The following is a 24,782-nucleotide window of genomic DNA, read 5'->3' as shown; positions in this document are numbered from 1 at the left end:
TCTATCAGACTGACACAAAATTTCTAACACTCCCATTTCAAATTTTCATACTCATCTGATGTCATACTTGGAACAAATTCTATTATTTCATAATTTGCAACATTTGCAAGTTTAAAAGGGTCTTTTTTAAGCACTTCTTGTAACTTCTCTTTTGAATCAAGTTTTGAGAGTATCACTCCACCATCTCTTGGAATTTTTCTTCCTGATGCTATAAAATTTCCTTCTTTATATTGCTCTTTTAAATATTTTACATGTGCTTCTAAATAATCATCAACAACTTCTAATGGTTTTATATATGTAAGTAAAACTATAAACATCTCTATCCTTATTATTAAAAAAGTAATTATAATACAATATCCTGAATCAAATAATAATCTTTATAACTCTTGACAATAAATATTTGATTTTTGTATGATACGCTTATGAAAAACACAGAAAATCTAGAAGAGTTTTATGAAAAAAACAAATTTACATATATTCCAAAAGAGTTAGAGAATGATATTGGTCATTTTAATATCTTTAAAAGAGGCAATTCAAAAATAAAACCCATCTCCTTTAATAGACGAGATTTTTTTAAAATCACCCTTTTAAAAGGTAAAATCAAAGTTGATTATGCCGATAAAAGTTTTGTAAGTGAAAAATATGCTTTGATGTTTTCTGATCCTTTAGTGCCATACAGTTGGGAACCTTTGGATGAGAATCAAAGTGGTTGTTTTTGTATCTTTACAGAGACTTTTTTTCATAAATTTGGTTCCTTAAGACAATACCCCGTTTTTCAAGCAAATCAAAATAAACTCTTTATTCTTGATGAAAAGGCTTTAAAAGATGTGGAAAAGATATTTGAAAAGATGTTTGAGGAGATAGACTCAGACTATGCTTATAAATATGATGTTTTAAGAAATCTTTGTTTTGAACTGATTCATTATGCCATGAAGATGCAACCTGCGATCACAACCAATTTGAAAACTGAAGATAGAGCTACAAAAATCGCAACTCTTTTTACAGAACTACTTGAAAGACAGTTCCCTATTGAGTCACCTTACCAAAGGTTTAAACTGCGAAGTGCCAATGATTTTGCGAAAAATTTAAATATACACACCAATCATCTCAATAAAGTCTTAAAAGAGATTACGGGAAAAACCACCTCTGAATTGATTTCAAACAGAGTTTTACAAGAGGCAAAGATATTGCTTAAACATACTCCTTGGTCTGTTTCCGATATTGCTTTTAGTCTGGGATTTGAAGAACCACCCCATTTTATAAACTTTTTTAAAAAAAGAGCAAAAACAACCCCTAAAAAATACAGAGATTTATAAATATTTGATTTTTACAATTTTATGATTGAATCTGACATCACCATTAGTTCACTTATTTGTTAATATCTTCTTATTATTTATAAGGAGATATTAACATGAAATACAACAACTTAAGTAACACAGGACTATTCGTATCAGAGCTTTGTTTAGGCACAATGACTTTTGGTGGAAACAGAGGTGGGTTTTGGGAACATATAGGAAAAGCTGATCAAGAAGAGGTCAATAGTATTGTAAAAACTGCTTTTGAAAGTGGCATCAACTTTATTGACACTGCAAATATCTACTCTTATGGAGAATCAGAACAACTTTTAGGACAAGCTTTAAAAGATTTAAATATCCCACGAGATGAATTGGTTATTGCTACAAAAGTAAGAAGTATGATGAAAGAGAAACCCAACCACTCTGGACTTTCAAGATATCATATTTTTAACTCCGTAGAAGATAGTTTAAAAAGACTGCAAATGGAGCATGTTGATATTTTATATGTTCATGGAACAGACAGCACCACAAATATAGAAGAGATCATGCGTTCACTCAATGATATTGTTCAAAGTGGAAAAGTAAGATACCTTGGTGTTTGTAACTGGCCTGCTTGGATGGTGATGAAAGCCAATGCTATAGCTTCAAAAAATGGATGGCATCAATTTGTAGCTTTACAATATCACTATTCTCTTTCTGCTAGGGATATAGAGAGAGAACTTATCCCTTTAGCTTTAGATCAAAACTTATCAATCATGCCTTGGAGTCCATTAAGTGGTGGTTTTTTAAGTGGAAAATATACTAAAGAAGTCGAAACAAAGGATGCAAGAAGAGCAAACTTTGATTTTCCACCTCTAAATAAAGATAAAAGCTATGAAATTATTGATGTTCTAAAAGAGATTGCCAAAGCACGTCAAGTATCGGCTGCACAAGTGGCTTTAGCTTGGGTAGAAGCTCAAAAAGCAGTTACAAGTACCATTATTGGTGCAAAAAGGGTAGATCAGCTCAAAGATAACATAGAATCAACAAATATCATTTTAAATGAAATGGAACTTGAAAGACTGGATAAAATCAGTGCTTTAAATAAAGAGTATCCGCAATGGATGGTTGAAAGATTTAGAGATATAGATGGAAAATAAGATGAAAGCAATACGAAAAAACTATGACAATATAGATAAACCTGTAGGGCCTTATGTACATGCAGTCAAACACAATAATCTGCTTTATCTCTCTGGTTTAAGTGCTTTTGGTTCTCTAGCTCAAACTCAAACAATAGAGTTTCAAGCAAAAGAGATATTTAAACAAATAGAAAAAATTGCAAAAGTAGAAAAGAGCAGTTTAAAAAATATTATCAAAGTAACTATTTTTGTTACAGATTTTGAAAGAGTAGATGAACTAAGAACCACTCTTTTTGAAATCTACAAAGAAAATTTACCTGCAAGTTCTTTGGTACAAGTTAACAAACTTTTTCACCCAGATTTAAAAGTAGAGATTGAAGCTGTTGTTGCTGTTTAATTTTTAAATGTAATCAACTATTTTTGTCTTGAAGTTAAAAGTAGAGAAGAAATCTCTACTTTTATTTTAGCTAGGTTGTTTAAAAATAGTTAAGTCAGGTGCTTTTTTTGTATATTTTTCAATATTAACTAAAGCAGTATTTGAACTATTTCCCATAGCAAGTTCTGATGTTGGAATATCTTTTGTTAAAAGGTTTGCATTACCATTTTTACAAAGTGCTCCAATTTTTCCTTTTTCCAAGGGATCATACCAAGCGCCCTCTTGTACTCTAACGATCCCAGGTTTTAATCCATCCGTTACAATGGCACCGGTTAAGATTTCACCTCTGTCATTAAATACTCTTACCACATCACCCGATTTGATACCTTTTGCTTTTGCATCTTTTGTATTAATCCAAATTGGCTCTCTATTTGCAACTGCATATTTTTTTCTTAAACTTGTATTATTAAGTTGAGAGTGCAGTCTATGACTTGGGTGTGGAGAGATCAATGCAAACTCTGCAGGTTTATCTTCCATACCTACCCACTCAGCTGGTTCTAACCAAGTTGGATGTGCTTTACAATGTTCATAATTCATTTTTTCTATTGTTTTAGAATAGATCTCTATTCTTCCAGATGGTGTTCCAAGTGGATTTAAAATTGGATCTTCTCTAAAGTCAGCATATCTTACAAATTGTGTATTTTCATATGGAACATCAAAAGTTATTGGTTGGTTTTTACTCCAAAACTCTCTAAATGTTGGCATAGGTAATTTCATATTTTGAGCTTGTTTATAAGCTTTTTCATAGAACTCTTCTATCCATTGCATTTCGGTTTTATTTTGAGTATATTTATCAAATACACCAAACTCTTTCGATAAATCACTGAAGATTTGGTAATCATCTCTTGCTTCAAACTGTTTCTTAACGGCTTGTTTCATAGGAACAATATTTAAGTTTGAATAATCACCCGTTGCAGTGATATCATTTCTTTCATATGAAGTTGTTGTTGGCATTACAATATCTGCCATTCTTGCTGTTGGAGTCCAAAATGCTTCATTAACAACAACCGTTCTTGGTTTTTTCCAAGCTTCTAATAAGGTATTTGTATCTTGATGGTGCACTAATGGATTTCCACCTACCCAATAGATAAAATCAATCTCTGGATACGTAACTTTTTTACCATTAAAATCAATTGTTTTTCCTGGATTTAAAAGTGCATCTGCAATTCTTGCAACAGGGAAAGAGTATTTAGCTGCATTTCTTAACCACGCTGCTCCACCTTCATCTTTTGTAGGAGTTACATTTGCAGTGATACCACCAATAATGGCACTTTTTGCAGTAGGAACACCACCATTTGAATAGTGATAAGATAATCCAAATCCACCACCAGGAAGTCCAATTTGTCCAATAACTGAAGCAAGAGTTACCAACATCCAGTGAGGTTGTTCCCCATGATGAGCTCTTTGCATTCCCCATCCAGACATAAACATTGTTCTGTTATCATAGAATAGATGAGCCAATGAATTAATGGTTTTTTCATCTACTCCACAAATTTTTGATGCCCATTTAGCACTTTTTACAATACCATCATCTTTTCCGTATAAATACTCTTTAAATTTATCAAAACCTTCAGTATAATCGGCTAAAAAGGCTGCATCATATTTTTTTGCTTCTAATAGTGTATGTACCATACCCATCATCATTGCAACGTCTGTATTTGGATTTGGTGCAATCCATTGTGCATCTAAGTATTCGCAAGTTTCTGTTTTATATGGATCAATACTGATTATCTTTTTACCAGATTTTTTTAGTTTTTCGAAATATTTAAATCCATTTTCATCAGTTGAAGTCCATGCAATTTTTAAAGTTGCCAGTGGGTTTGCTCCCCAAATTACTACAACTTCTGAACTTTCTAATACCACAGGCCATGAAGTTTGTTGTTCATACACTTCAAGTGTCCCTAATACGTGTGGCATAATTACTTGCGAAGCACCTGTTGAATAATCACCAACCGTACCAGTAAATCCACCTGTTGCAGTCATGAATCTATGTAATAGAACTCTACAGTTGTGGATACTACCACTACTTTTCCAACCGTAACTTCCTGCAAATACTCCCTCTGCACCTTTTTCTTTTCTTGTTTTTTTAAGCTCTTTTGCAACTAATTTAATGGCATCATCATAAGAGACTCTCACCCATTCATCAGCACCTCTTAATTCAGGTTTAGGACTATCTGGATTTTCTAAGTAAGATTTTCTTACCATTGGATATTTGACTCTATCATCCGCATATACTAAATCTTGTGTATAATGTTGTAATGAATTTTCAATACTCGACGTTTTTTGATAAGGTTCAGATTTTACTACTTTCCCATTTTTTATAGTCAGTTTTAACATACCCCAGTGAGCAGCTGTTAATACTTCACCATTTTCAACTAACTTTGTAGAGAACTTTGCAATTGTTCCGGCAAGTAATTCACCTCTTTTTGTAATTGCATCAATAAATGGAACGGTACTGAATAGTGCTGCAACTCTTAAAAACCCTCTTCTTTTTTGATCAATATTTTTCATTTTACTCACCTTTCATATCTTTTGCATGTTTTTGCAAAAATTGTGTTACTAAATATCTCTCTTGTTTTGGAATAGCAGTTCTATTCACCATTGCTTTAAACATACTTGGCCATTGATTTGCAGTAAATTCAGCTATGGGATGTGCAGGATGACAGATTGCACAATTATTTTTATATAAATTTTCTGCTTTATCATATAGGGGTTTTAGATCTTTAGTTAGATTGTCATTTTTTGTATAGGCAGTTAAAACTACTTTATCCCACTCTACGCCATCTTCATCTTTACTTGATGAAAGTTTTTTTACATCAAACTGTCCATTTTTACTCAGTCCAGCAACTAAGATTCTTTTTCCCTTTACAAAGTAAATGGCATTAGATACTCCAGCTTTCATAAATCCTTCAATTTCTATTTTAGATTTATCTGCATTTTTTTCTACCACTTTAACTTCTGATGTAGGTAAAAGTCTTCCCTTAACGGCATCACTATTAGCAGCTTCATAAAGATTCTTTACACTGCTACTGTACATTGTTTCACTTGCGTATAATGAAACTGTCAATACAGTCATTCCAAGAATTAGACTCTTTTTCATATTGCTCCTTTATTTGTTTTATTTTAAAAAGTATATATAAAAAAAAAGTCCTATTAGTTGGAAAAAAGTGGGAAAAAAGTGGGAAAAATCATTTTACTTTTATTCTAAAAAGTGCTCCTTTATTTGTATTTTTTACATCAATAAAGCCATGCATATTATCTTCAATAATTACTTTTGTCATATATAAACCTATTCCTGTACCTCTTTTTTCACCTTTCGTAGTAAAATAAGGTTCAAAGACTAAATTTATATCTTCTAAATTAATTCCTCCTGCGTTATCTTCTATTTTAATGACCGTAAACTCTTTACCCACTTTTATACTTAAAATTATGATTGGATTTTTAATTTTTCTTGATATCAGTGCGTCTTTCGCATTTGAAATGATATTTAAGATAGCATGAGAAAACTCATTTGAATAACCTTCTATTGTGTTATCTTCTTCAATATCAAGGAGCAGTTCTATGTTATTGTTCTTTAAAGAGGCATTGATTATTGATACCGCTTTTTTGCACACTTCTAATACTGAAAATTTATCTTTTTGTTTTGAGGGTTTAAAAAAGTTTTGGAAATCACTTATCGTCGTAGACATATGCTCTGTAATTTCATTACAGATTTTTATACTGTTTAAAAGATGTTCTTCTTCAAGTTTTCCATATCGGGTAATGGTCTCTATTTCCATCAATACTGCATTTATTTCACCTAAGGGTTGTCTCCATTGGTGGGCAATATTTCCTATCATCTCCCCCATAGCTGCGAGTTTTGATTGTTGCATCATAAGTTTTTCTTGATTGGTTCTTTGCTTTATCTCTTTTTGTATTTTATTTTCCAAGCTATCAATCATTTGGTTCATTACATTTTTTAATACATTTAATTCTTTTGATTTTCCTTCTTCTTTGAGTCTTTTACCAAATTTTCCCTCTTTTAAATAATCCAAAGTAAAAGTAGCCTCTTGTATCAACCTGTAGTCATCTTGTAAATTTTCTTTTATTAATTTTACTTTTGTATTGATAGCTTCTGCCATCAATCCCAGTTCATCTTTACTGTTTATATCAATATGCAACTGTTCTTTATAAGCAGTAGGATTTGTTAAATATTTAAAAAACTTCTGCAATCCACTTTGTACACTCTCTATTTGTTTTACTATTTTAAAAACAACGGTCAGATTAATAATAAATCCAAAAACACCAATAATCAAAACTCCTAAAAGAATATAGATATTGTTTATTTTTATATCATTTTTCAATTCTTTTAATTTTTTTTCTGACTCTTGTAAATTCTTTGTTTGAATTGTTTTTAACGTATTAATCAAAAAATAGAAGCTATCTCTCTCCACCGATGAAGTATTCATAAAAGCACCCTCATCAAATCCATTCAAAGAGTACTCTCTGGTTTTTAAAACAAGTCTTTTATAATTTTTCCACGCTTTTCTATTAGCAGGTGTTTCATTTGAAAATTTTCTATCTAATCTTTTTAAAATAGGTGAGATTTTCTCATCAAACATCTTTTTAAAATCATCATTTGGAGATATCACTAAAGACAGAGTTACCTCTCTTAATAAAAAAAGTTCTTCTATATAAAAAGTTTGAATCTCTTGTGTGTCTTTAAAGTTTATTACAACATTATTTGAATTCGTGAAACTGTCTTTATTTATTTTTAGAGACAGTAAAGCCAACAACACCAATGAAATAAGAGCAATAAGTCCTAATATAATAAACTTTTGTCGTATTTTTAAATTATTCATTTTTAATCCTAATTGGATAAAGGTAATTGAGTCTACTTTTATCTAAATTCCCTTTTCTAATCGACCAATGATACGGGGTAATTTTTGCATTCCACAAAGGGAAAGTTGACATCTCTGAAGGGTGGTAATAGACCTCTTTATTTAAAGCAATGACGATATTCGGTGAAGGTAAAACCAACGTATAAGCTTTTTCATAACTGTACAATAAGATTTTATTGACCCCTTTTTGAAACTCTTTTGAATTTGTATCGAGTCTGAATAACTTTTCAAACTCATTGACTAAATAATCATCTTTATCAATTGAGCACCAATTCGCTTTTGTATATAAGGTAAAAAATGCCGTCCAAGGGCTTCCATTCCAATCCTCATTTCCCCAAATTAATAAATCCCAATCATAAATATTTTTTCTATTGTTTAAAAGCTTTTCTAAAACAACTTTTTCATCACTTGTTATTGTATAAATTAACTTTACACCATATTGGGATAATTGATACTCAACTCCTTTCCAAACAGACATAAACCTATCTTGGGTAATAACTTTCAACTCTAAACCATTTAAAATATCATGCAACTGTTTTTGAGTAAATCTTGATTTTCGATTTAAGTGTTTTTTTGATAACTCTTTTGAAAAATAAGTATTCGAAGATAGTAAAAATGGCGATATTCTCGCTTCATTTCTAAAAGCAAACTTGATTAATTTTTTTTGATCAATTGCATCATTTAATGCTTGTCTTACTTTTATATTTTTAAGTTTTGAGTTTTTCTTTATCAGATTCATATGAACTGTTAAATTACCATGTGAAGGAGAAATCAAAAGCTTCGCATATTTTGAATTTACTATTTCAGTTTTTTTATTATAAGGGATATAAGCAATATCAAGCTTTCCTTCATGTTTTGAAATATCATTTATAACCTCTTTTGTTGGAAGTTTTGTATAAATAGTAATTTTATTTATATAAGGTTTGTTTTTTTCAAAATAATATGGATTGGCGGTTAAAACTATCTTTTTACTCTGTTTTAATCCTGTAGCATAACCTTGAGCCATGATATATGGCCCTGCTCCATAAAGACCAGGACCTTTTGTATTTTGAGCTGTTAAACTGGGGGCCCAATTATATTTTTCATAATATTTTTTTGTATAAAAATTGATTACACACAAATCATTTAATAACATACCATAAGGTATTTTCAAGTGTATTCTTATCTTATAATCATTTAACTTTTCAACGGAGTCTAATGCATTATGAATATTACTGTATAAAAAAGGCCCTTCCATAAAATGCTTCAAATTATTAACAACAGAATCAGCATCAAATTTTGTGCCATCTTGATAACGCACATCATCTCTTAACCAAAAGTCATAGGTGAGTTCATCTATCTTTTTATGTTTATATGCTAAATAGTAATCCCATCCTCTTTTAGAGTCACTGAGTTTTACTAAAGTACCATTAATCAAACTTATTAAGTTGAAATATGGAAGGGTTGGCATATATACTTTTAGTTCGGACTCTTTTGTCATCTTATTTATAAGAATTTTATCCGTTTGATCATGCTTATATGTTATTGCTTCATTTGAGAATAAGAAGCTCACGTATAAAAGAAGAAATAAATATTTACGCAACTTTATAACCAATACCGGATAAATTGACAATAAAATCTTTTGGTAGTTTTTTTCTTAGGTTTCTAATCAAAGAACGCAAAGCATTATCCGTCATAACACTGTCTTGCCAAACAACTTCTTGCAACTCTTCAAAGGAAGTTACACTATCTATGTTTTTAAAAAGAAGTTCTAAAAATAGAATCTCTTTTTTGGTTAAAGTAATCATTTTGTCTTTATGTAATAAGATTTTTTGATTCCAATCATATGCATAATCATCGGGAAGCGTTCTTTTTAAATTACTGCTATTAGAAAACTTTTTTTGACAATCTTCCAACGCACTGATTAGTTTTTCCAAAGTAATTGGTTTGAAAATATATTTTTCAATATGCATATCAATAAGTTGTAATAAATACTTTTCACTCGTATATGCCGTCACAACAACAATACATATATCTTTATCTTTTTTTCTGACTTCATGAATAAAATCTGCCCCATTCATTTCGGGCATTTCCAAATCAGTGATGATTAAATCAGGAGTAAAGTTTTGAAGTTTTTCTAATGCTTCTATTCCATTTGAAGCTGAAATAACTTCAGCCACAATATACTCTAAGGAAGAGACAATCTTATCTCTTATAAGGTCTTCATCTTCTATGAATAAAACCTTTAAACTCTTCAAATACTTATTTGACATTTTTTCCCTTTTAAGTGCATATAAATTAATTATTCATTACAAATTTCAATACCCATTTTTAAAAATCCTGTAAATGCAGCATTGTCAAATGAGAGTGGTTTTGAAACTTTTGTTTTGATATTATCTAAAACTTTAGTGTATTGTTTATAAAACTCATAAGATGGTCGTGGTTTATATATTAAATTAGAAATTTCCAGATATTTTATGATATTCTTTGTTGTTGTTGGTTTGATGAAATACTCTGTTTGCCTATTAAAACTATAAGGTACAAGGGTCACTAAAGTCCACTTTGCCATTCTAAATTCAGCTAAAAACTCAACAAGCCCTTCAAAACCATTTTTTTTATTCCCATGCAATAGTTCATAAAGTTCGATACAAAGCATATCTTTTTCATAAGAGGTTAAAGCTTTTATTACATCCCGAAGTTTTACTTTATCAAAAAGTGATACCATAACTGATTTTTGTATGGTTTTAAAATATGCTTCTGTTATAAAATGTGGATCTGAAAAATTCTCTTTTTTAAAAGCCTCTTTTGCATAAGCCTCTAGTTTCTCAGGATTGAATTTTTTAACAAGTCTTATTAATTTCTCATCCTCAAATCCTTTTGGATATGCAGCAAAAAATTCAGCCTCAACATCTTTTAATCTTTCTATGTTCATTATAAGAACCTCAATACTATTTAAATCTATAAAGTTTACCCCTGTATTGTAACAAAAAAAGTCAAAGTAAAAAATAATTAATCATAAAATCTAAAGATTATAAAAATGATTGTTATCTCTTATAGTACATAATGTTTCTTATAAAAAACAGAAAAATCTCAAACTGTTTTATTAAGCTTAAAAAAGCTTATTTTTCAGACTTATTTCATATACTTTGCTTCATACTTAAAATTGTTTCTTTATCTATATTATAAGCTCTTTTTTCAAGGTAATCTAAAACCATTTCATATCTATCTTGAGATAAATTTTGCCCTACTTTTAGTTTTCCTGTAATATTTTCAATATCAAACCTAAAAACTTCTGTGGCATTGATCATTTTAGTATAAACATCTTGGTTTAATGGCTTATATTTTCCTTCTGGTTGAAGTTTTTTCATCAAAAGAGACAAAGCTTTTACTTTTTCATCATAATCTTCCACAATAAGCACTTGTCCACTTGCGCAAACTGACCTAAAAAATTGTGTAGCAGGACAAGCTAAATCATCATTGCTACTAAAATATGATTGTATTAAAGAGTAAGGCAAAGCAATACTAAAAGCAGCATAAGAGTTTGATACAATAAACTCTTTTTTCTTCCCTTTTTTTGCTCCATGAAAATATACAACTTTTCCATCATGGACAAAATTTACAGGTACACTGTAAGGTTTATTATCACAACTCAATGCCAAAGTTGCATATTCACTGCTGTTTAAAATCTCTTCTATGATTGCTTTATTTTTTATTTCAAATTCACTTCTTCTCATTTAAATTCTCCTATTTCACCTCTAATCTACTGCTTATGGCTAATATATTTAACGCATTTATTATAAGCGCTAACCATTCAACTGCTAAGATTTCCTTTTCATCTAAAACTTCTTTTGCTTCTTCATATACTTTGTTGGGAAAATGTGTATCTTTGATATAACAAATTGCCTCAACTAACTCTAAACTTGCTCTCTCTTTTTCATTAAAATATTCGGTTTCTCTCCAAGCTGGAAGTACACTTATTCTTTCTATATTTTCACCTGTATCTAAAGCATCTTTTGTATGAAGTCTTACACAAAAAGCACAACCATTAATCTGTGAAGCTCGAAGTAATAATAGATGACTAAAACCTTCATTCATATTTGCATCTTTTATCAAAGCTTGCATGTCATGCTTTAAAGATATTAATTTATCGTACATGTGAGGTGCTTTTTTACCCAGATTTATTCTTTTATCCATTTTATATCCTTTACTCTCTATTAAGTTATTTTTCATATAATATCACTAAAGTGTCATGAAATAAAGATACAATTTATAAATAATTTATAAGGACAGTTTTGTACACATTAAATCCATCAAGTACCACCCCACTTTATATTCAATTATATGAACAGATAAAAAAAGACATACAATTAAATCTAAAAGCTGGTTCAAAACTTCCTTCGATAAGACAATTCTCTTCTGAGTATCAAATAAGCAAAACAACCGTTGAAAATACATATGCTCAACTCTATGCAGAAGGATATATAGACAGCAAACCACAAAGTGGATATTTTGTAAGTGATACCAACTATAAAGATTTTGAACAAAAACAAAACATAAAAAGAAAACCTATAACAAAAAAAAGAAATTACTTTTACGACTTTTATCCAGTACACCTACCAAAAGAGTCTTTCCCTGCAAAACTATGGAAAAGACTGAGCTCAAAAGCCATAGATAAAATTACTGATTTTTCATCTTATCCCGATGGACAAGGAGAAATAGAACTAAGAGAAGAGATTGTCAAATATCTCATAAAATCACGGGGTGCGAAATGTGATGCCAGCCAAATCGTAATCACCAGTGGCTTTAGTGAATCCATAAATTTATTTGCAAAAATGGTTCAATCTAAATATAAATCTTTTGCCATAGAAGACCCCGGTTATCATGTAGCAAGACGTACCTTTGAAAGTTATGGATACACTGTTGAAAAAATAAATATAGATAATAATGGTTTAGTTATCAAAGAATTACACAATTCAAACTCTAAACTTGTGTATATTACCCCATCAAATCAATACCCCAAAGGGGTTACGATGCCTATAACCAATCGACTCAAACTTCTAAAATGGGCACAAAAGAAAGATGGTTTAATATTAGAAGATGATTATGACAGTGAGCTTACTTATTATAACAGACCCATACCTTGTCTACAAGGTCTTGATACCTTTGATAAAGTAGTATATTTTGGTACATTTTCAAAATCACTTTCTCCTGCACTTAGAATAAGTTATATGGTTTTACCATACCATCTGCTACCAATTTATGAAAGTTATTATGATGCACATTTTTCAAAAGTTTCACTGATTAGTCAAAAAACATTAACACTATTTATGAAAGAAGGATACTATGAAAAACATCTTAGAAAACTAAGATTATTAAATAAAAAAAGACATGAACAGCTCAAAACTTTATTACAACAATATCTGGACAATAGTATGAAAATAGAAGCCCAAGGAGCTGGGCTTGCGATAACTATAAATCCAACTTTAGCTTTTGATTGGGATAAATTTAAAACTTTAGCTGAAGAAAACTTGATCAAACTTTATTTTGCAAAAGATACTTCAGGGGGGAAGTGGGAAGCAATTCGAATGGGTTTTGGAGGTTTTGAAAATGAAGAAACAATGCAAAAAGCCATAGAACTGTTCAGTAATATCTGGTATCAATCTATTAAACAATAGATTGATACACCATTGGTTGATACTCTAAACCTTGATAGTTTTCCTCTTTTCCTCTCTCTTTAAAGCCCAAAGCTTTGTAAACGGGTACAGAGTACAAAGAAGCATTGACCCTCATATGTGTTACATCCATATTATTTTTTACACACTCAAACAATTTTTTTGCAATGCCCTTTTTGTGAAACATTTCGTCAACAAAAAGATGAAAGAGATGACTTTTTTCTTTTATGACAAGAAAGCCCACTGTTTTTTTATCCACTGTATAAATATAGTGTTCATAACTTTTATCTTTTAGTCTTTTTTCAAAACTTTCTTGGCTTATCTCTTCTTCAAACCATGAAGGAGTTTGTTTAAAAATATAGGGCAATAAACCTGTCACCAGAGAACTTAATTCTTCTGCATCTTCATATTTTGCTCGTCTTATAAACTCATTGGTCAATGGAAGATTTTTTGACATTTGCTTATAACCTTCAAAAGTTTGTAAACTCTTTATTACCATCGTTAAAGGTTTATCATAGATTTGTGCCAAATCATATTCGTTTTTTTCCAGTTTAAATGCCAGCTTTTCAATGGGTGGAGTAAACTGTGCATCCACACCCTCTTTGTTTCCTCGTGGGTCTATACGATACCAACCATATTTTTCCAAATACACAGCATTTAAACCATGCAAACAATACTGATCATCTTCATACTCTCCACAACTCAAACGTTGATAACAAAACCCTGTAGGGATATTGTTGGCTCTTAAAAGCGCTGCAAGAAGATGCGATTTAGCATAACACCAACCTGTTTTATACTTTAAGACATCGCTTGCTTTACACGTAGTAACTTCTGCTTTTATATCACCACTGTGTGCTACTTCATCTCGAACATAAATAAAACAGTTTTTAGCTATTTGTTCATCGCTACTGCAGTTTTGTGATAAACTTTTGGCTAAGTTGTGTATTGCTTGATTGCTAAAATCAATGATGTTTGCCTCTTCTAAATAGTTTTTTAAATTCATAAATAACTCTACTTTCAAATAAAAGAAAAATTTTATTTCACTTTATCATAACTTTTTTTAATCTTTATCAAGCTTTTAACCTTCATACAACATCCATTTAAGTAAAATAGTTTTTACTATTTCTCTACATACAAAGGTTTATCATGCTTACAAAAAACATCCATTATGTTATTGCTTTTTTGCTTGTTGTTTTATCTGTTTTACTGACAATTTTAGTTCCGGGTGGTCCCATAGAAACAAGAGACTTCTCGCACTACAGTGAAACCGTTTTAGCATTGTTTAACATCTTTCTTACCACATTGGGGCTTCTTAGTTTTGTTGTGGCTTTTTTAATCGCAAAAAAGAAAAAATACTCCGTTGTTTTAAGTGCTATTTTTGCCCTGCTTTATCTGTTTGTATATATACTTGATTTATTTAAGATTTTTCCAACAAGTCCTGTGACCATGTCATCAACTCTTTTTTCCATAGAGGTTATCAGTTCACTGCTTGCAGTTGTTTTAATCTACTTGTGCATCAAATACCATAACATTGAAATACATAATGGTGAAACCATCCGCTTACAATTCTCTTTTTATAAACTGCTTGCTTTGATCGTGGTTGTTCTTTTTGCTATTGGCATTGTTATCTTTGCCACTCAATCTGCAATGGGGCTGTAACCCTTTGCAGAGATATTGATTTTAGTATAATACGCTGTCAACTAAAATAGAACTGCCCAAAAACAGAAGAATTGCTCCTGAAACTTTCTCTATATGGTTTGAATATCGCTCAACCCATATACGACTTTTTGAATTTGTCACCAAATAAACAACAAAAATATCCCAAAACAGTACTGCAAGAAACATCCATGCTGCGTAAAATGATTGCACATAAAATGGGGTGTCATTTTGAATCGATATTGTAAACATCGTCAAATAAAATATGGAATTTTTAGGATTCAAAATTGCAGATAAAAAGCCCATTGAAAAATATTTTATTGTCTCTTTTTTTCGTTTTTTCTCTTCTGTTTGATTTGAAAAGAGTTCTCTTTTTTTTACTCTTAAAAGCATATAACCAATATACAAAAGATAGAGGGAACCCAATATTTTAAGGGATGCAAAAACCAATTCATTCTCTTTAATTAGAGTTATTCCAAACAATGCCAATAAAATATAGACCAAATTTCCCGTAGCGATTCCAGCAGATGTGACTACTCCAGAAGAGCGTCCATATTTTGAAGCGTTTGAAAGAATTAAAAAAAAGTCAACTCCCGGACTGAGCAATGCCACAAAGTGTGCCAATGCCAGCGCTAAAAAACCCGATAGATATATCTCCATACCATCACTCTCCTATTTCAAAAAAAGAAGTATAGAGATTTGTAAGTTTTTTATCTTGTACAAAATTGACTATGCAAAATTTTGTTGGTACTCTTTGGGTGTGGTAGCTACAATTTTTAAAAAGTTTCTATGCAGATGACTTTGGTCTGCAAAACCACACTCCAATGCTGTATCCACAATCGAATGATTGGCTTTTAAAAGCTCTTTTGCCTTATTGATTTTAATGTTAATCAAATACGCATGTGGCGTTGTGTTAAGATGTGTTTTAAAAAGACGAATAATATAAAAAGGGTTTAACTCAAATTTGCTTGACAAATCTATCAACGAGATATTTTGTTGAAAATTTTCATTTAAATACGCTTTGATATCTTCAAACACGGTATCCTCAAACTTCTCTTTTGAGTCCTTTAAATATTGTCCAAAAAATTGCGTAAAAAAACGAATCAAAAAATCCTCTTTTTCTAAATATGTGATTTCACCAAACAGCGTCTCGCATAAAGTTTTAAACTCATCATACAGTGTTTCATCGTATAAAATATCTTCAGGAAACTCTTTAAAGTGCGTAATATCTTCTGAAATAGAGTTTTGAATACCTTGACACCATTGTTCATCTAAATACATCATATAATATACATTTGGGGTTTTTTGAACAGGATTGCAAGAGTGAATTGTATGTGGGTTAACCACCGCAAGCATGCCTTTGTCTAAATCGTATTGAGCATCCTTATTGGTATAAACAGATTCACCTTGTAAATTAATACCAATCGAAAAAGTATCATGCAGATGTTCTTTATAATGTTTTGTATTATTGGAGTATCTCAACTCTAAAAAAGGCAAGTTTTTATCTGTAAAAATTCTTGTAAAACTCTTGTGTTGTTTCATAAATGAATGATAACCAAATAATCTTAATAGCGCTTTTTACTTCCCAACTTATTTACTCATATTTTATATTAAAACCTTCCTCTTCTTTTGGTTCTTGAAAATATTTTGTTATCGCATCAAAAGTTGCTTCATCTATCAAAGGAGCATCTTTAGATAAATTTTCATTTCTTTTTTTCAGTTGCTCTTTACATATATCATCACTTCTTTTTACATAATACATCATATGCTCAACATTTGCTGTTTCAAATATATCTTTGAACCACTGCCTTTGAGAAACAGTATTTGCAGGAAAATCCAAAACAACTTCATTGCCTTTTTTTAAAAGGTCAACAATAAATTCAAACATCGTATCTTTTACTCTTTTTGAATATTTTATATAATCTTCAATGGTTTTTATTTCATCGGGATATAACTTTTTTAAAAGTTCATCTTCACTTAAAAAAATGGCATTATGTTCTTTAGAGAGTTTTTTTGACAGTGTCGATTTCCCTGCTGCCATTTTTCCACACATAAAATGTAGTCTATTTTTCATCTTCCACCCTTTGCATACTAAAATTTATTAACTCTATATTATTTCTTACGACTCTATTCTTTTTTACTTCTACAAAACCAAACTTTTCAAAAAATGGCTTTGCAGTGATACTTGCATCTACTCTTAATAAAGTTTGTTCGTTCTGTTTTGCCTCTTTAAAGATATTATTTATAAGCATTTTTCCTACACCACAACCTTGATATTCATGGTGTACGTAAAAGCAATCAATATTATCCTCATAAAACTCAGCAAAACCAACTAACTTTTCATCAAATATTGCTAAATAGGGTTTTGTTGTATTTAATCTTTTTTCCCAAACTTCATAATCGATATGCAAATTTGCCCAAGCCTTTAATTGCTCTTTTGCATAATCTTTATTGCATGTTTTATGAATAGTATTTGTAAAAAGTTTAGGTATAGTTTTTTGATATTTTTTATTATATTCTATTAGCTGCATCTGCTTCCTTTAACTCATAAAAATCACCTACACCTTTTAAGATAGTGTAAATTCTTGCTTTTATATTTTTTACAAAAGTTTTATCATGACTTACAACGATTAGAGTATTTTGATACTCTTTTAAAGCTTGTTCAATAGACTCAATTGAATCTATATCCATATGATTGGTAGGTTCATCTAATATTATAAATTGTATATTATCCAATAAAGCCTTTGCAATAAAAAGTTTTCTAAGCTCTCCTGGGCTTGTAGTGTTATTGTTTAAGAGATTTTTAGGATTTGAAGACAACCTTTGAATGAGAGTAAAAAGTTCACCTTTTTTTTCATTATTCAAACTCTTTATTGCTTCAAAAAGATTCTCTTTTTGTTTTAAGTCTATTTCTTGGGGAAGATACAAATAGTTTTTAAGAGATGATATTTTTGAGATAAGTAGTTTTAAAAAACTGCTTTTCCCTACACCATTGTCACCTATTATGGCTATTTTATCACTTTTATTTAAAGATAGATTTTCATACTTTAAAATCTTTTTTTCGCCTAAAAGCAATTGACCTTTTTGCAAAAGAAAAGAGAACTTCTCTTTTTTACTCTTTTCATCTTTTATAGTAATACCTTTGTCAAAGTTTTTTTCTATTTCATTTCTTTTAGAGGATAATACATGAGCTTTTTTAGAAAAACTTGTCACAAGTTTTGAATCAGATTTATCTTTTCCAGTAAGTTTTGCTAAGTTTATTTTCTCTTTTAAACTTTTATCTTTTGTATTTACATTTTTCTTAGATAATCTGCTTTTTGATTGAGAAACTTTCTCTTTTTGCGCTTGAATATTGTTTTGTAGTTTTTTCACTTTACTGTTTATATTATCATTCTCTTTTTGCAAAAAATTAAAATATGAATCTAACTCTTCTGTTGCCTTTTGGAAAGTGGTTTTATAGTTATAGATTTTTTTATTTTTTATAATAACTGTGTTATGGCACAAAGAGTTCAAAAGTTCTCTATCATGGCTTATTAAAATACCAATGCTTTTAAAATTTTTCAAACTCTTTATTAATATCTCTTTTGTTTTTATATCCAGATGATTACTTGGTTCATCAAGCAATAAAACATTAGGTTCTAAAAAAAGAGCAATGGCTATTTGTATGCGTTTTCGCTCGCCGAAACTTAGAGTTTCCCACCTATAAAACCACTCATCTTCTATGTGAAGTAACTCTTTTAGCTTAAATGTTTTTGTATTGTATGTGTAAATAAAATCATCAAAACCATTTGGTTTTTCATGAAGTTCTTGTTCACAATAATAGACCAACTCATTGCCAATGATATTACCTTCTTGGGGGTTTAGTATTCTAGCAATGAGTTTAAAAAGTGTGGTTTTACCTGAACCATTTGAGCCAACTATACAGCTCCAACCCTTTTCAAAACTCAAATTAAGATTTGAAAAAATTTCACTGCTTGTGTATTTAAAAGTAAGATTATTTATTTGTAGATATTGCATATAAATTCCTTGAACTATCTATATTTAGTATCAAGGATAAGTCAGATTTTACCCTTGAATTAGAGTAAAGTGTTCATTGTTTTTTCCTTTTTTATTTATGCGGTAGTATATCGTTTTTCATTTTATAGCTATTTGAAAAATAACTCTTCTTTTTGTTTTTTTGTTAGTTTCGATACTATTAAATCATATGATTCATTGACCATGTCTTTTAGTATCTCTTCTTTTATAGTTCCATCTAAGGTTATGGTATTCCAATGTTTTTTATTCATATGATAACCTGGATTTACACACTCATAAATATCTCTATAGGCTATTGCATCATTTGGATCACATTTTAAATTTATATTTAACGGATTTTTTTTCAAACTAATAAGACCAAACATTTTATCCATAACTTTAAATACCATAGTATCATCACCAAAAGGAAAATCTTTTGTTGCCCCTTGCTTAGCCATAAATATAGTTTCTATTTGTTCTAAGTTCATTATTTAACTCTTTTTTAATTTTTAAATTTATTGGACAGATTTAGCATAATCAATGGCATTTTGCACCGCTTTTTTAGCTTGGGGAGAATTTTTCCAACAACTGCTTCCCAAAATATCTGAAACAATATCCGTAATCTCATCCACACTACTTTTAGATAAAGCCTCCAAAGAATCAATACCTATTTGCTCAAATCTTCTTATAACGGTTTCACCTACAAACTTTACTTCTAAAAGCTTTTGTTTTTCTTCTTTTGAAAATGGCATATTTCGTACCTTTTTATAAATTTATTTATAATTGTTCTTCCTAAAATTTTTTAATGACTTTTATATACAATAAATAGTTTTTAGGTTATAAATTTTTGAAAGAGAAATCACTTTACTGATTATAATATTTGGCATGATGATATTTCAAATATACCACGACATATGTTTATTTATTTTCCTTTAAAACATATTCATTAAACAATTGCATTGTTGTTTTAGAGTTATGAGAATATTCACCTCTCAAATTCTTACGTATATTATATAAAAAATTCCCTATTTCATTTTTTAAATTATTTAGATGATGCTTTTCTATTGAAATTCCAAAAACAAAAAGCTTTGAAAGTTGTTTATATAAATAATTTCCTTGTTGAGAACTATTTTTAAACCAATAATTATCTATTTCTTCTATATTATAAATTATTTGTTTAATCTCTTTTTCTATAACTTCTTTTGGCAAAAACTCTCTTACATAAACAATTGCAATATCAATAACATCAGTTAAAAATAGATTTCCAATATAGTCATCATAACTATCAATAAAATCTTTCCATTTTGTAAAAATCTTTTCCATTATATATTTTTGGATTTCATCATCTTCTATTTTAAAAATACTATTATTTAAGGCTTCTTTGCTATCCTCATCAAAATATTGATTTATTTTTACAGTATCAATAAAAATATTTATTGTTTCATTACTACTTTGACTTAATACATCTGCAAGAGGTAAAAAAAGCTGTGGATTTCTTGAAGGGTAGATTAAAAAATATTGAAGAAAATCTTTCCAAACTTGTTTATCTTGTGTTAAAAAAAGCATGTTTTTTGAAATAAGCCCATTTTCGTCTTTTAAAAGATTGCTACAACTATTATGGTTAGATTTAAAATAAACACTGCTTCTAATAGCTTCAAATTTCACTAAAGTATTTTTAGTTTTATTAGCCAATAAAAGTTTCTCTTTTGTGGTTAAATTATTTAGCAAATATTTTATTTTAAAAACATTATTTATATTATCTAAAACCTTAACGAAATCATCAAAAAATATTTTAACAGAAACAAAAGAGAGAAAATCTATATACGGTTCATACATAAAATTCCCTCGTTGTACTGCCTCTACAAAATTATATATCTGTATAAAATCTTTTTGCACTAAAGCTTTTTGATAACTTTCATAAGCTTCACTTTCCCAATGGTATTTTGAGATACTTTTAATATCTACGCTGACACCACTATCTTCAAGAGTACCTATAAAATAATCTTTTACTTCTATAAAATTATCAAAATATTTATTCTCATACAAATAGTTATATAAAGTATTTTCTATGTCTAAATAAACAATTAGAGGGATTAATTTTAACCTTTTTTTATCATCAAATACATTTACAACACTTTCTACGAGTTGTTTATATATTTTAGTAGATTTATCATCATATGGCATTGAATATTTTTTTATATCATATGCTGTTTCCATATCTTTATAAATAGAATCAAAATCTTTTCCAAGATATTTTTTAGTATCAAACAACTGATAATATTTATCTAAAAAGCTACCATCTAACTTTGAAGTATCATTTTCATGTATTTGTGTTAAAATTTGATTTATCTGCTTTTCCATATCAAACACTCTTCTTTATCTAGTTTTTTCCACAAGTCATTAAATGTATTTAAAATATGTTGAGCATGTTTTACTTCTTGCATAATATGGTGGGATTTGCCAAGACTATTTACAGATGTTCCCAAAGACCATACTTTTGGTTTTTCTAACGGAAATATTAAAAACCTATCATGAAAATCATATCCATTATTATCTATTTTCCCTCTAACCTCTAAATTTAGAAATAAAAATTGTTGTTCATCAGAATTAAATATATTTTTCATATTTTCTTTAATCTGTTTTTTATGTTCTTGATTATCATTTTTTTTAAAGCCTCTTATTGCTTTTAATGGAACATGCGCATTAGCTGAGAAATACAATGTCTTTTTTATATCATCTGCACTTAAATATGGATCCCAAAGATAAACGCCATTTTCTCCATACTTTTTAATAAGTTCTCTAACATCTAAAAGTGCCTTACTTTCTTGTTTTCCATAGTACTGAATAAAAGATTTTTTTTCTTCAAGTTCTTTTAACTCATCTTCATATTTTCTATCTGAAATCCATAAATTAAATTCTTTATTATCTTTATTGGCTTTACCATATGTATTACTTTGATTATGTGACACTACAATTTCTTCAGTTTTTCCATTAACATTAAACACTCTTTTTTGAGGTTCTTGTATAGCAATTATAGAATTCATTTCTTTCATAATCGTAAATTTATTTTTATATAATATAAATGAACTTTTTTTATCAAAAATTTCAATAGTTGTTCCAAAACAATCATCTAACAAAATTTCTACAATATTATCTTTTACTTCAATTAATCTTTGTCTTGTAATAACATTATCATTCTCTTCATATATCCTTATAAGTAAATTATCTAGATTAAAGTTACTATTTTTAGGTTCAATCTCCACCTTTATTCCTTCATACCTACGAAGTTCTTTATTTTTAATAGTTGTCCAAGTCATCGTAAAACTATTAATAGGAAATTGAAGAATAATATTACCAAGTCTATCAGAAAGGTTCCCAATTTTTATAGGTAGTTTTTCAGTCAAATTTTCACTGAAACTATTTAAAAGTTCAGGTGCATCAAGTAGAAACTGACAATTGCCTTTATCTTCATCAAAAAACTCTAATATATAAGAGCCGTATTTAAAATTATTTTTTAAAATATGATTCAATTGAGGATTATTAAACCAATCTTCAGATTGTACATATTGTTCAGGAAGAAGTTTTAAAGAACCCACTTCTAATATATCGTCAATTTGAAAAATTTCGTTATTTAATAAATCATCATATAACTTTTTTACAATATCAATATTAACTATTCGCCTCTGGATTCCCCATTTAATATCTTTTATACCTTTAAACTTTTGAAGTTTATCAAATGAAAACTCTTTTGTTTTTTCTTGTTTTGTATTTTCAAAAACAACAAGTGTAAAAATATTAAAAGGTGTTTTATCATTTTTTCTGATACCAAAAACTTCTATAATTTCACATTTATTATATATGCCAATATTACTTTGATTAAGAATAAAGTCTAACAATAATAATTCCTTTCATTCAATTGCTTTTATTATATCTAATTCTTTTTTTCAACCCTAAACCCCATCACTTTATCATCTGTCTTTTTTGTATCTTCAAGTATTTGAGTAAGCAGTTCAAAGGCTGTTTTGATATGTTTTGTATTTTCTATTGTTTGATTTTTATTTAGTTTCAAATCTTCTTTTAGATTTTTTAGTTCTATTACTATATCTTTGTAAGTAAGTGCAAACTCTCTAAGCTTTGTAAAGGTTCGCATGATATTTATTGTTACATCTGTGGCAACTTTGCTTTTTAGTACAGTTGCGAGCATATATACACCTTGCTCGGTAAATACTTTTGGATTATATTTTCTATTATTTAAGCTATTTTTAAAGGTCGAAAATTTCGACCTCAAAATTTCTGTTTCTTCTTTTGTCAATTCAAAATAAAAATCTTCAGGAAATTTTTCAGGATTATTTTTTACAGCTTCATTTATTCTTTTGGTTTCAACTTGATAAAGAGTTGCCAAGTCACTATCTAACATCACTTTTAAGTTACGAATATCATAGATTTGATTTTCAATCAATTGTTTTGCTAAGTTTTCCATAGAACTACTCCATAAATAATATAAAGTAATTCTATCAGTGTTTTTTATAAATAATAAAAAATATTACATAATGTAATCAAATCTAAAAGTTTTTAATCAAGTCCTCAAAAACAGCAGTTAATCCCTCTACTTCTTTAACAGTTGTTCTCTCCCCTACAGAGTGAATAGTATCGTTTATAACTCCAAACTCTATGGCTTCTATTCCAAAAGCTCCAAAATATCTGGCGTCAGAAGTTCCACCGTGTGTTGAGTGTTTTGTTGTTACTCCTAAAACTTCTTTTATAGAGTTTTCCATAGCTTTCACCACTTTTGATTCTTTATTGGTTACAAACGGGAATGAACCTTGTGTCGTTCTAAAGTCATACTCTAAACCTTCTAGGTTTTTATGGATAAACTCTTCTACTGATTCTCTTGTAGTATTTGTTGAGTTTCTTACATTGAACATAAGTTTTAACTCATTTGGAGTTACGTTTGTAACTTGCATACCACCTCTTATATCAGTGATTACCATTTTACTAGGAGCAAAATACTCATCTCCATCATCAAGATTATGACCAGCTATTTTAGGAAGTACATGTGCAAAGTTATGTACTGGGTTTATACACTTTTCAGGATAAGCAGCATGACCTTGCTTTCCCTTGATAGTGATATATCCATTGATACTTCCTCTTCGCCCTACTTTGATTGCATCTCCAAAAATATCTTCACACGTTGGTTCTGCTACCACGGCATATTGTGGAATAAAATCAATCTCTTTTAAGTGTTCTAAAGCCTTGATGGTTCCATAGGTTCCTTCGCCCTCTTCATCACTTGTCATTAAAATAGAGAGTGTTCCATCAAAGTTTTTTGCATGTTTACAAGCATATAAAAAGGCAGCATCACCACTTTTCATATCTTGTGAACCTCTTGCAGTAATTACTCCATCTATAACTTCTGCAGCAAAGGGATCAACCTCCCAACCCTCACCTGGAGGTACTACATCAATATGTCCTGCAAAACATAGGTGCTGGGGATTGTCATTAAACTTTTTATAATAAAATCTGTTTTTTGTATCTTCTCTATCGATATTTATGCAAGTCCATTCCTCGCCTAAATACTCCTCTATAAAATCAAATGCTCCATCATCGGAAGGTGTGACCGATTTATAACGTAAAAGCTTCTGAAAAAGTTCTATAATTGTCATTGTAAGTCCTGTTATTAACTTCTGAGATTGTATCTAAGTTATCTTTATTTTGTTATAATAAGAGATATA

At 29.4% G+C, this 24,782-nt stretch carries 26 protein-coding genes; 5 read left to right on the top strand and 21 right to left on the bottom strand.

Annotated elements, in window-relative coordinates; genetic code table 11:
• Positions 1-23: 23 nt before the first annotated feature.
• Positions 24-317, bottom strand: coding sequence for a YciI family protein (locus tag CRV04_RS12325; RefSeq protein ID WP_128997162.1), 294 nt, complete (start codon positions 315-317; stop codon positions 24-26).
• A gap of 105 nt (positions 318-422) precedes the next feature.
• Between CRV04_RS12325 and CRV04_RS12320 the strand changes: the two genes are divergently transcribed.
• The 3 genes from CRV04_RS12320 to CRV04_RS12310 all read left to right on the top strand — a co-directional run bounded on the left by CRV04_RS12320 (position 423) and on the right by CRV04_RS12310 (position 2,810).
• A complete protein-coding gene (locus CRV04_RS12320) occupies positions 423-1,316 on the top strand; it encodes a helix-turn-helix domain-containing protein (protein WP_128997161.1) in 894 nt (297 codons plus the stop codon).
• Positions 1,317-1,411: 95 nt separating this feature from the next.
• The gene (locus CRV04_RS12315) at positions 1,412-2,434 is read left to right on the top strand and encodes an aldo/keto reductase (RefSeq protein WP_128997160.1); all 1,023 of its coding nucleotides are present in this window, start codon (positions 1,412-1,414) and stop codon (positions 2,432-2,434) included.
• A gap of 1 nt (position 2,435) precedes the next feature.
• Positions 2,436-2,810, top strand: a complete 375-nt coding sequence (locus CRV04_RS12310; protein ID WP_128997159.1) for a RidA family protein — start codon at positions 2,436-2,438, stop codon at positions 2,808-2,810.
• 66 nt (positions 2,811-2,876) lie between these two features.
• Here the strand turns inward: CRV04_RS12310 and torA are convergent, their stop codons facing one another.
• From torA to CRV04_RS12270, 8 genes are all read right to left on the bottom strand, one after another.
• On the bottom strand, positions 2,877-5,360 hold the full coding sequence (torA, locus tag CRV04_RS12305; RefSeq protein WP_128997158.1) for a trimethylamine-N-oxide reductase TorA: 2,484 nt from the start codon (positions 5,358-5,360) through the stop codon (positions 2,877-2,879).
• 1 nt (position 5,361) lies between these two features.
• Complete coding sequence (locus tag CRV04_RS12300) at positions 5,362-5,949, bottom strand: cytochrome C (RefSeq protein ID WP_128997157.1); 588 nt, start codon at positions 5,947-5,949, stop codon at positions 5,362-5,364.
• A gap of 88 nt (positions 5,950-6,037) precedes the next feature.
• Positions 6,038-7,324 carry a sensor histidine kinase gene (locus tag CRV04_RS12295; protein ID WP_164969170.1) on the bottom strand — a complete coding sequence of 429 codons (1,287 nt, stop codon included), beginning with the start codon at positions 7,322-7,324 and terminating at the stop codon, positions 6,038-6,040.
• Between the two features lie 358 nt (positions 7,325-7,682).
• The gene (locus CRV04_RS12290; protein WP_128997155.1) at positions 7,683-9,209 is read right to left on the bottom strand and encodes an ABC transporter substrate-binding protein; all 1,527 of its coding nucleotides are present in this window, start codon (positions 9,207-9,209) and stop codon (positions 7,683-7,685) included.
• 94 nt (positions 9,210-9,303) lie between these two features.
• A complete protein-coding gene (locus CRV04_RS12285) occupies positions 9,304-9,981 on the bottom strand; it encodes a response regulator transcription factor (RefSeq protein ID WP_128997154.1) in 678 nt (225 codons plus the stop codon).
• A gap of 29 nt (positions 9,982-10,010) precedes the next feature.
• A complete protein-coding gene (locus tag CRV04_RS12280; protein ID WP_128997153.1) occupies positions 10,011-10,640 on the bottom strand; it encodes a hypothetical protein in 630 nt (209 codons plus the stop codon).
• Between the two features lie 205 nt (positions 10,641-10,845).
• A complete protein-coding gene (locus CRV04_RS12275) occupies positions 10,846-11,442 on the bottom strand; it encodes a pyridoxamine 5'-phosphate oxidase family protein (protein WP_128997152.1) in 597 nt (198 codons plus the stop codon).
• 10 nt (positions 11,443-11,452) lie between these two features.
• Entirely contained in the window at positions 11,453-11,902 is a 450-nt protein-coding gene (locus tag CRV04_RS12270; RefSeq protein ID WP_128997151.1) for a carboxymuconolactone decarboxylase family protein, read from the bottom strand.
• A 98-nt stretch (positions 11,903-12,000) separates the two neighbouring features.
• On the opposite strand from CRV04_RS12270, the gene pdxR reads away from it, so the two are divergent.
• Positions 12,001-13,383 carry a MocR-like pyridoxine biosynthesis transcription factor PdxR gene (gene pdxR / locus CRV04_RS12265; protein WP_128997150.1) on the top strand — a complete coding sequence of 461 codons (1,383 nt, stop codon included), beginning with the start codon at positions 12,001-12,003 and terminating at the stop codon, positions 13,381-13,383.
• Here pdxR and CRV04_RS12910 read toward each other — a convergent pair.
• Positions 13,373-14,383: a GNAT family N-acetyltransferase gene (locus tag CRV04_RS12910; RefSeq protein WP_164969169.1), complete on the bottom strand. Its 1,011-nt coding sequence runs from the start codon at positions 14,381-14,383 to the stop codon at positions 13,373-13,375. The genes pdxR and CRV04_RS12910 overlap by 11 nt on opposite strands.
• A gap of 143 nt (positions 14,384-14,526) precedes the next feature.
• Here CRV04_RS12910 and CRV04_RS12255 point away from each other — a divergent pair, with 143 nt between their 5' ends.
• Positions 14,527-15,039, top strand: coding sequence for a DUF8051 family protein (locus tag CRV04_RS12255; RefSeq protein ID WP_128997149.1), 513 nt, complete (start codon positions 14,527-14,529; stop codon positions 15,037-15,039).
• Between the two features lie 21 nt (positions 15,040-15,060).
• Here the strand turns inward: CRV04_RS12255 and CRV04_RS12250 are convergent, their stop codons facing one another.
• From CRV04_RS12250 to dapE, 11 genes are all read right to left on the bottom strand, one after another.
• Positions 15,061-15,696, bottom strand: coding sequence for a LysE family translocator (locus CRV04_RS12250; protein WP_128997148.1), 636 nt, complete (start codon positions 15,694-15,696; stop codon positions 15,061-15,063).
• Positions 15,697-15,765: 69 nt separating this feature from the next.
• Positions 15,766-16,578, bottom strand: coding sequence for an AraC family transcriptional regulator (locus tag CRV04_RS12245; protein WP_128997147.1), 813 nt, complete (start codon positions 16,576-16,578; stop codon positions 15,766-15,768).
• Between the two features lie 52 nt (positions 16,579-16,630).
• Positions 16,631-17,110, bottom strand: a complete 480-nt coding sequence (locus tag CRV04_RS12240) for a P-loop nucleotide/nucleoside kinase family protein (protein WP_128997146.1) — start codon at positions 17,108-17,110, stop codon at positions 16,631-16,633.
• Positions 17,100-17,567, bottom strand: coding sequence for a GNAT family N-acetyltransferase (locus CRV04_RS12235; protein ID WP_128997145.1), 468 nt, complete (start codon positions 17,565-17,567; stop codon positions 17,100-17,102). The genes CRV04_RS12240 and CRV04_RS12235 overlap by 11 nt, the downstream gene beginning before the upstream one ends.
• Positions 17,548-19,053, bottom strand: coding sequence for an ATP-binding cassette domain-containing protein (locus tag CRV04_RS12230; RefSeq protein WP_128997144.1), 1,506 nt, complete (start codon positions 19,051-19,053; stop codon positions 17,548-17,550). The genes CRV04_RS12235 and CRV04_RS12230 overlap by 20 nt, the downstream gene beginning before the upstream one ends.
• Before the next feature lie 128 nt (positions 19,054-19,181).
• Positions 19,182-19,538, bottom strand: coding sequence for an MmcQ/YjbR family DNA-binding protein (locus CRV04_RS12225; RefSeq protein ID WP_128997143.1), 357 nt, complete (start codon positions 19,536-19,538; stop codon positions 19,182-19,184).
• Positions 19,539-19,565: 27 nt separating this feature from the next.
• Positions 19,566-19,802 (bottom strand): Rossmann-fold NAD(P)-binding domain-containing protein, encoded by a 237-nt coding sequence (locus CRV04_RS12220; protein WP_128997142.1) that lies wholly within the window; start codon positions 19,800-19,802, stop codon positions 19,566-19,568.
• Positions 19,803-19,968: 166 nt separating this feature from the next.
• A complete protein-coding gene (locus CRV04_RS12215) occupies positions 19,969-21,411 on the bottom strand; it encodes a hypothetical protein (protein ID WP_128997141.1) in 1,443 nt (480 codons plus the stop codon).
• A complete protein-coding gene (locus CRV04_RS12210) occupies positions 21,396-22,946 on the bottom strand; it encodes a VPA1262 family N-terminal domain-containing protein (protein WP_128997140.1) in 1,551 nt (516 codons plus the stop codon). The genes CRV04_RS12215 and CRV04_RS12210 overlap by 16 nt, the downstream gene beginning before the upstream one ends.
• 35 nt (positions 22,947-22,981) lie before the next feature.
• On the bottom strand, positions 22,982-23,530 hold the full coding sequence (locus tag CRV04_RS12205; RefSeq protein ID WP_128997139.1) for an ORF6N domain-containing protein: 549 nt from the start codon (positions 23,528-23,530) through the stop codon (positions 22,982-22,984).
• Positions 23,531-23,612: 82 nt separating this feature from the next.
• A complete protein-coding gene (gene dapE / locus CRV04_RS12200) occupies positions 23,613-24,713 on the bottom strand; it encodes a succinyl-diaminopimelate desuccinylase (RefSeq protein ID WP_128997138.1) in 1,101 nt (366 codons plus the stop codon).
• Between the last annotated feature and the right edge of the window lie 69 nt (positions 24,714-24,782).

Source organism: Candidatus Marinarcus aquaticus (assembly GCF_004116335.1).
GTDB lineage: Bacteria > Campylobacterota > Campylobacteria > Campylobacterales > Arcobacteraceae > Marinarcus > Marinarcus aquaticus.
Note: the sequence above shows the minus strand (reverse complement) of the source record. Positions and strands in the feature narration are given on the sequence as shown.

Bases quoted from the DNA above. Each gene is read 5' to 3' on its own strand.
- CRV04_RS12250 (WP_128997148.1), bottom strand. From the start codon at position 15,696: ATGGAGATATATCTATCGGGTTTTTTAGCGCTGGCATTGGCACACTTT.
- torA (WP_128997158.1), bottom strand. From the start codon at position 5,360: ATGAAAAATATTGATCAAAAAAGAAGAGGGTTTTTAAGAGTTGCAGCA.
- CRV04_RS12910 (WP_164969169.1), bottom strand. From the start codon at position 14,383: ATGAATTTAAAAAACTATTTAGAAGAGGCAAACATCATTGATTTTAGC.
- CRV04_RS12215 (WP_128997141.1), bottom strand. From the start codon at position 21,411: ATGGAAAAGCAGATAAATCAAATTTTAACACAAATACATGAAAATGAT.
- CRV04_RS12235 (WP_128997145.1), bottom strand. From the start codon at position 17,567: ATGCAGCTAATAGAATATAATAAAAAATATCAAAAAACTATACCTAAA.
- CRV04_RS12270 (WP_128997151.1), bottom strand. From the start codon at position 11,902: ATGGATAAAAGAATAAATCTGGGTAAAAAAGCACCTCACATGTACGAT.
- CRV04_RS12240 (WP_128997146.1), bottom strand. From the start codon at position 17,110: ATGAAAAATAGACTACATTTTATGTGTGGAAAAATGGCAGCAGGGAAA.
- CRV04_RS12320 (WP_128997161.1), top strand. From the start codon at position 423: ATGAAAAACACAGAAAATCTAGAAGAGTTTTATGAAAAAAACAAATTT.
- CRV04_RS12275 (WP_128997152.1), bottom strand. From the start codon at position 11,442: ATGAGAAGAAGTGAATTTGAAATAAAAAATAAAGCAATCATAGAAGAG.
- dapE (WP_128997138.1), bottom strand. From the start codon at position 24,713: ATGACAATTATAGAACTTTTTCAGAAGCTTTTACGTTATAAATCGGTC.
- CRV04_RS12230 (WP_128997144.1), bottom strand. From the start codon at position 19,053: ATGCAATATCTACAAATAAATAATCTTACTTTTAAATACACAAGCAGT.
- CRV04_RS12325 (WP_128997162.1), bottom strand. From the start codon at position 317: ATGTTTATAGTTTTACTTACATATATAAAACCATTAGAAGTTGTTGAT.
- CRV04_RS12255 (WP_128997149.1), top strand. From the start codon at position 14,527: ATGCTTACAAAAAACATCCATTATGTTATTGCTTTTTTGCTTGTTGTT.
- CRV04_RS12205 (WP_128997139.1), bottom strand. From the start codon at position 23,530: ATGGAAAACTTAGCAAAACAATTGATTGAAAATCAAATCTATGATATT.
- CRV04_RS12280 (WP_128997153.1), bottom strand. From the start codon at position 10,640: ATGAACATAGAAAGATTAAAAGATGTTGAGGCTGAATTTTTTGCTGCA.
- CRV04_RS12290 (WP_128997155.1), bottom strand. From the start codon at position 9,209: ATGACAAAAGAGTCCGAACTAAAAGTATATATGCCAACCCTTCCATAT.
- CRV04_RS12310 (WP_128997159.1), top strand. From the start codon at position 2,436: ATGAAAGCAATACGAAAAAACTATGACAATATAGATAAACCTGTAGGG.
- CRV04_RS12220 (WP_128997142.1), bottom strand. From the start codon at position 19,802: ATGCCATTTTCAAAAGAAGAAAAACAAAAGCTTTTAGAAGTAAAGTTT.
- CRV04_RS12245 (WP_128997147.1), bottom strand. From the start codon at position 16,578: ATGAAACAACACAAGAGTTTTACAAGAATTTTTACAGATAAAAACTTG.
- CRV04_RS12300 (WP_128997157.1), bottom strand. From the start codon at position 5,949: ATGAAAAAGAGTCTAATTCTTGGAATGACTGTATTGACAGTTTCATTA.
- CRV04_RS12315 (WP_128997160.1), top strand. From the start codon at position 1,412: ATGAAATACAACAACTTAAGTAACACAGGACTATTCGTATCAGAGCTT.
- CRV04_RS12225 (WP_128997143.1), bottom strand. From the start codon at position 19,538: ATGAACTTAGAACAAATAGAAACTATATTTATGGCTAAGCAAGGGGCA.
- CRV04_RS12285 (WP_128997154.1), bottom strand. From the start codon at position 9,981: ATGTCAAATAAGTATTTGAAGAGTTTAAAGGTTTTATTCATAGAAGAT.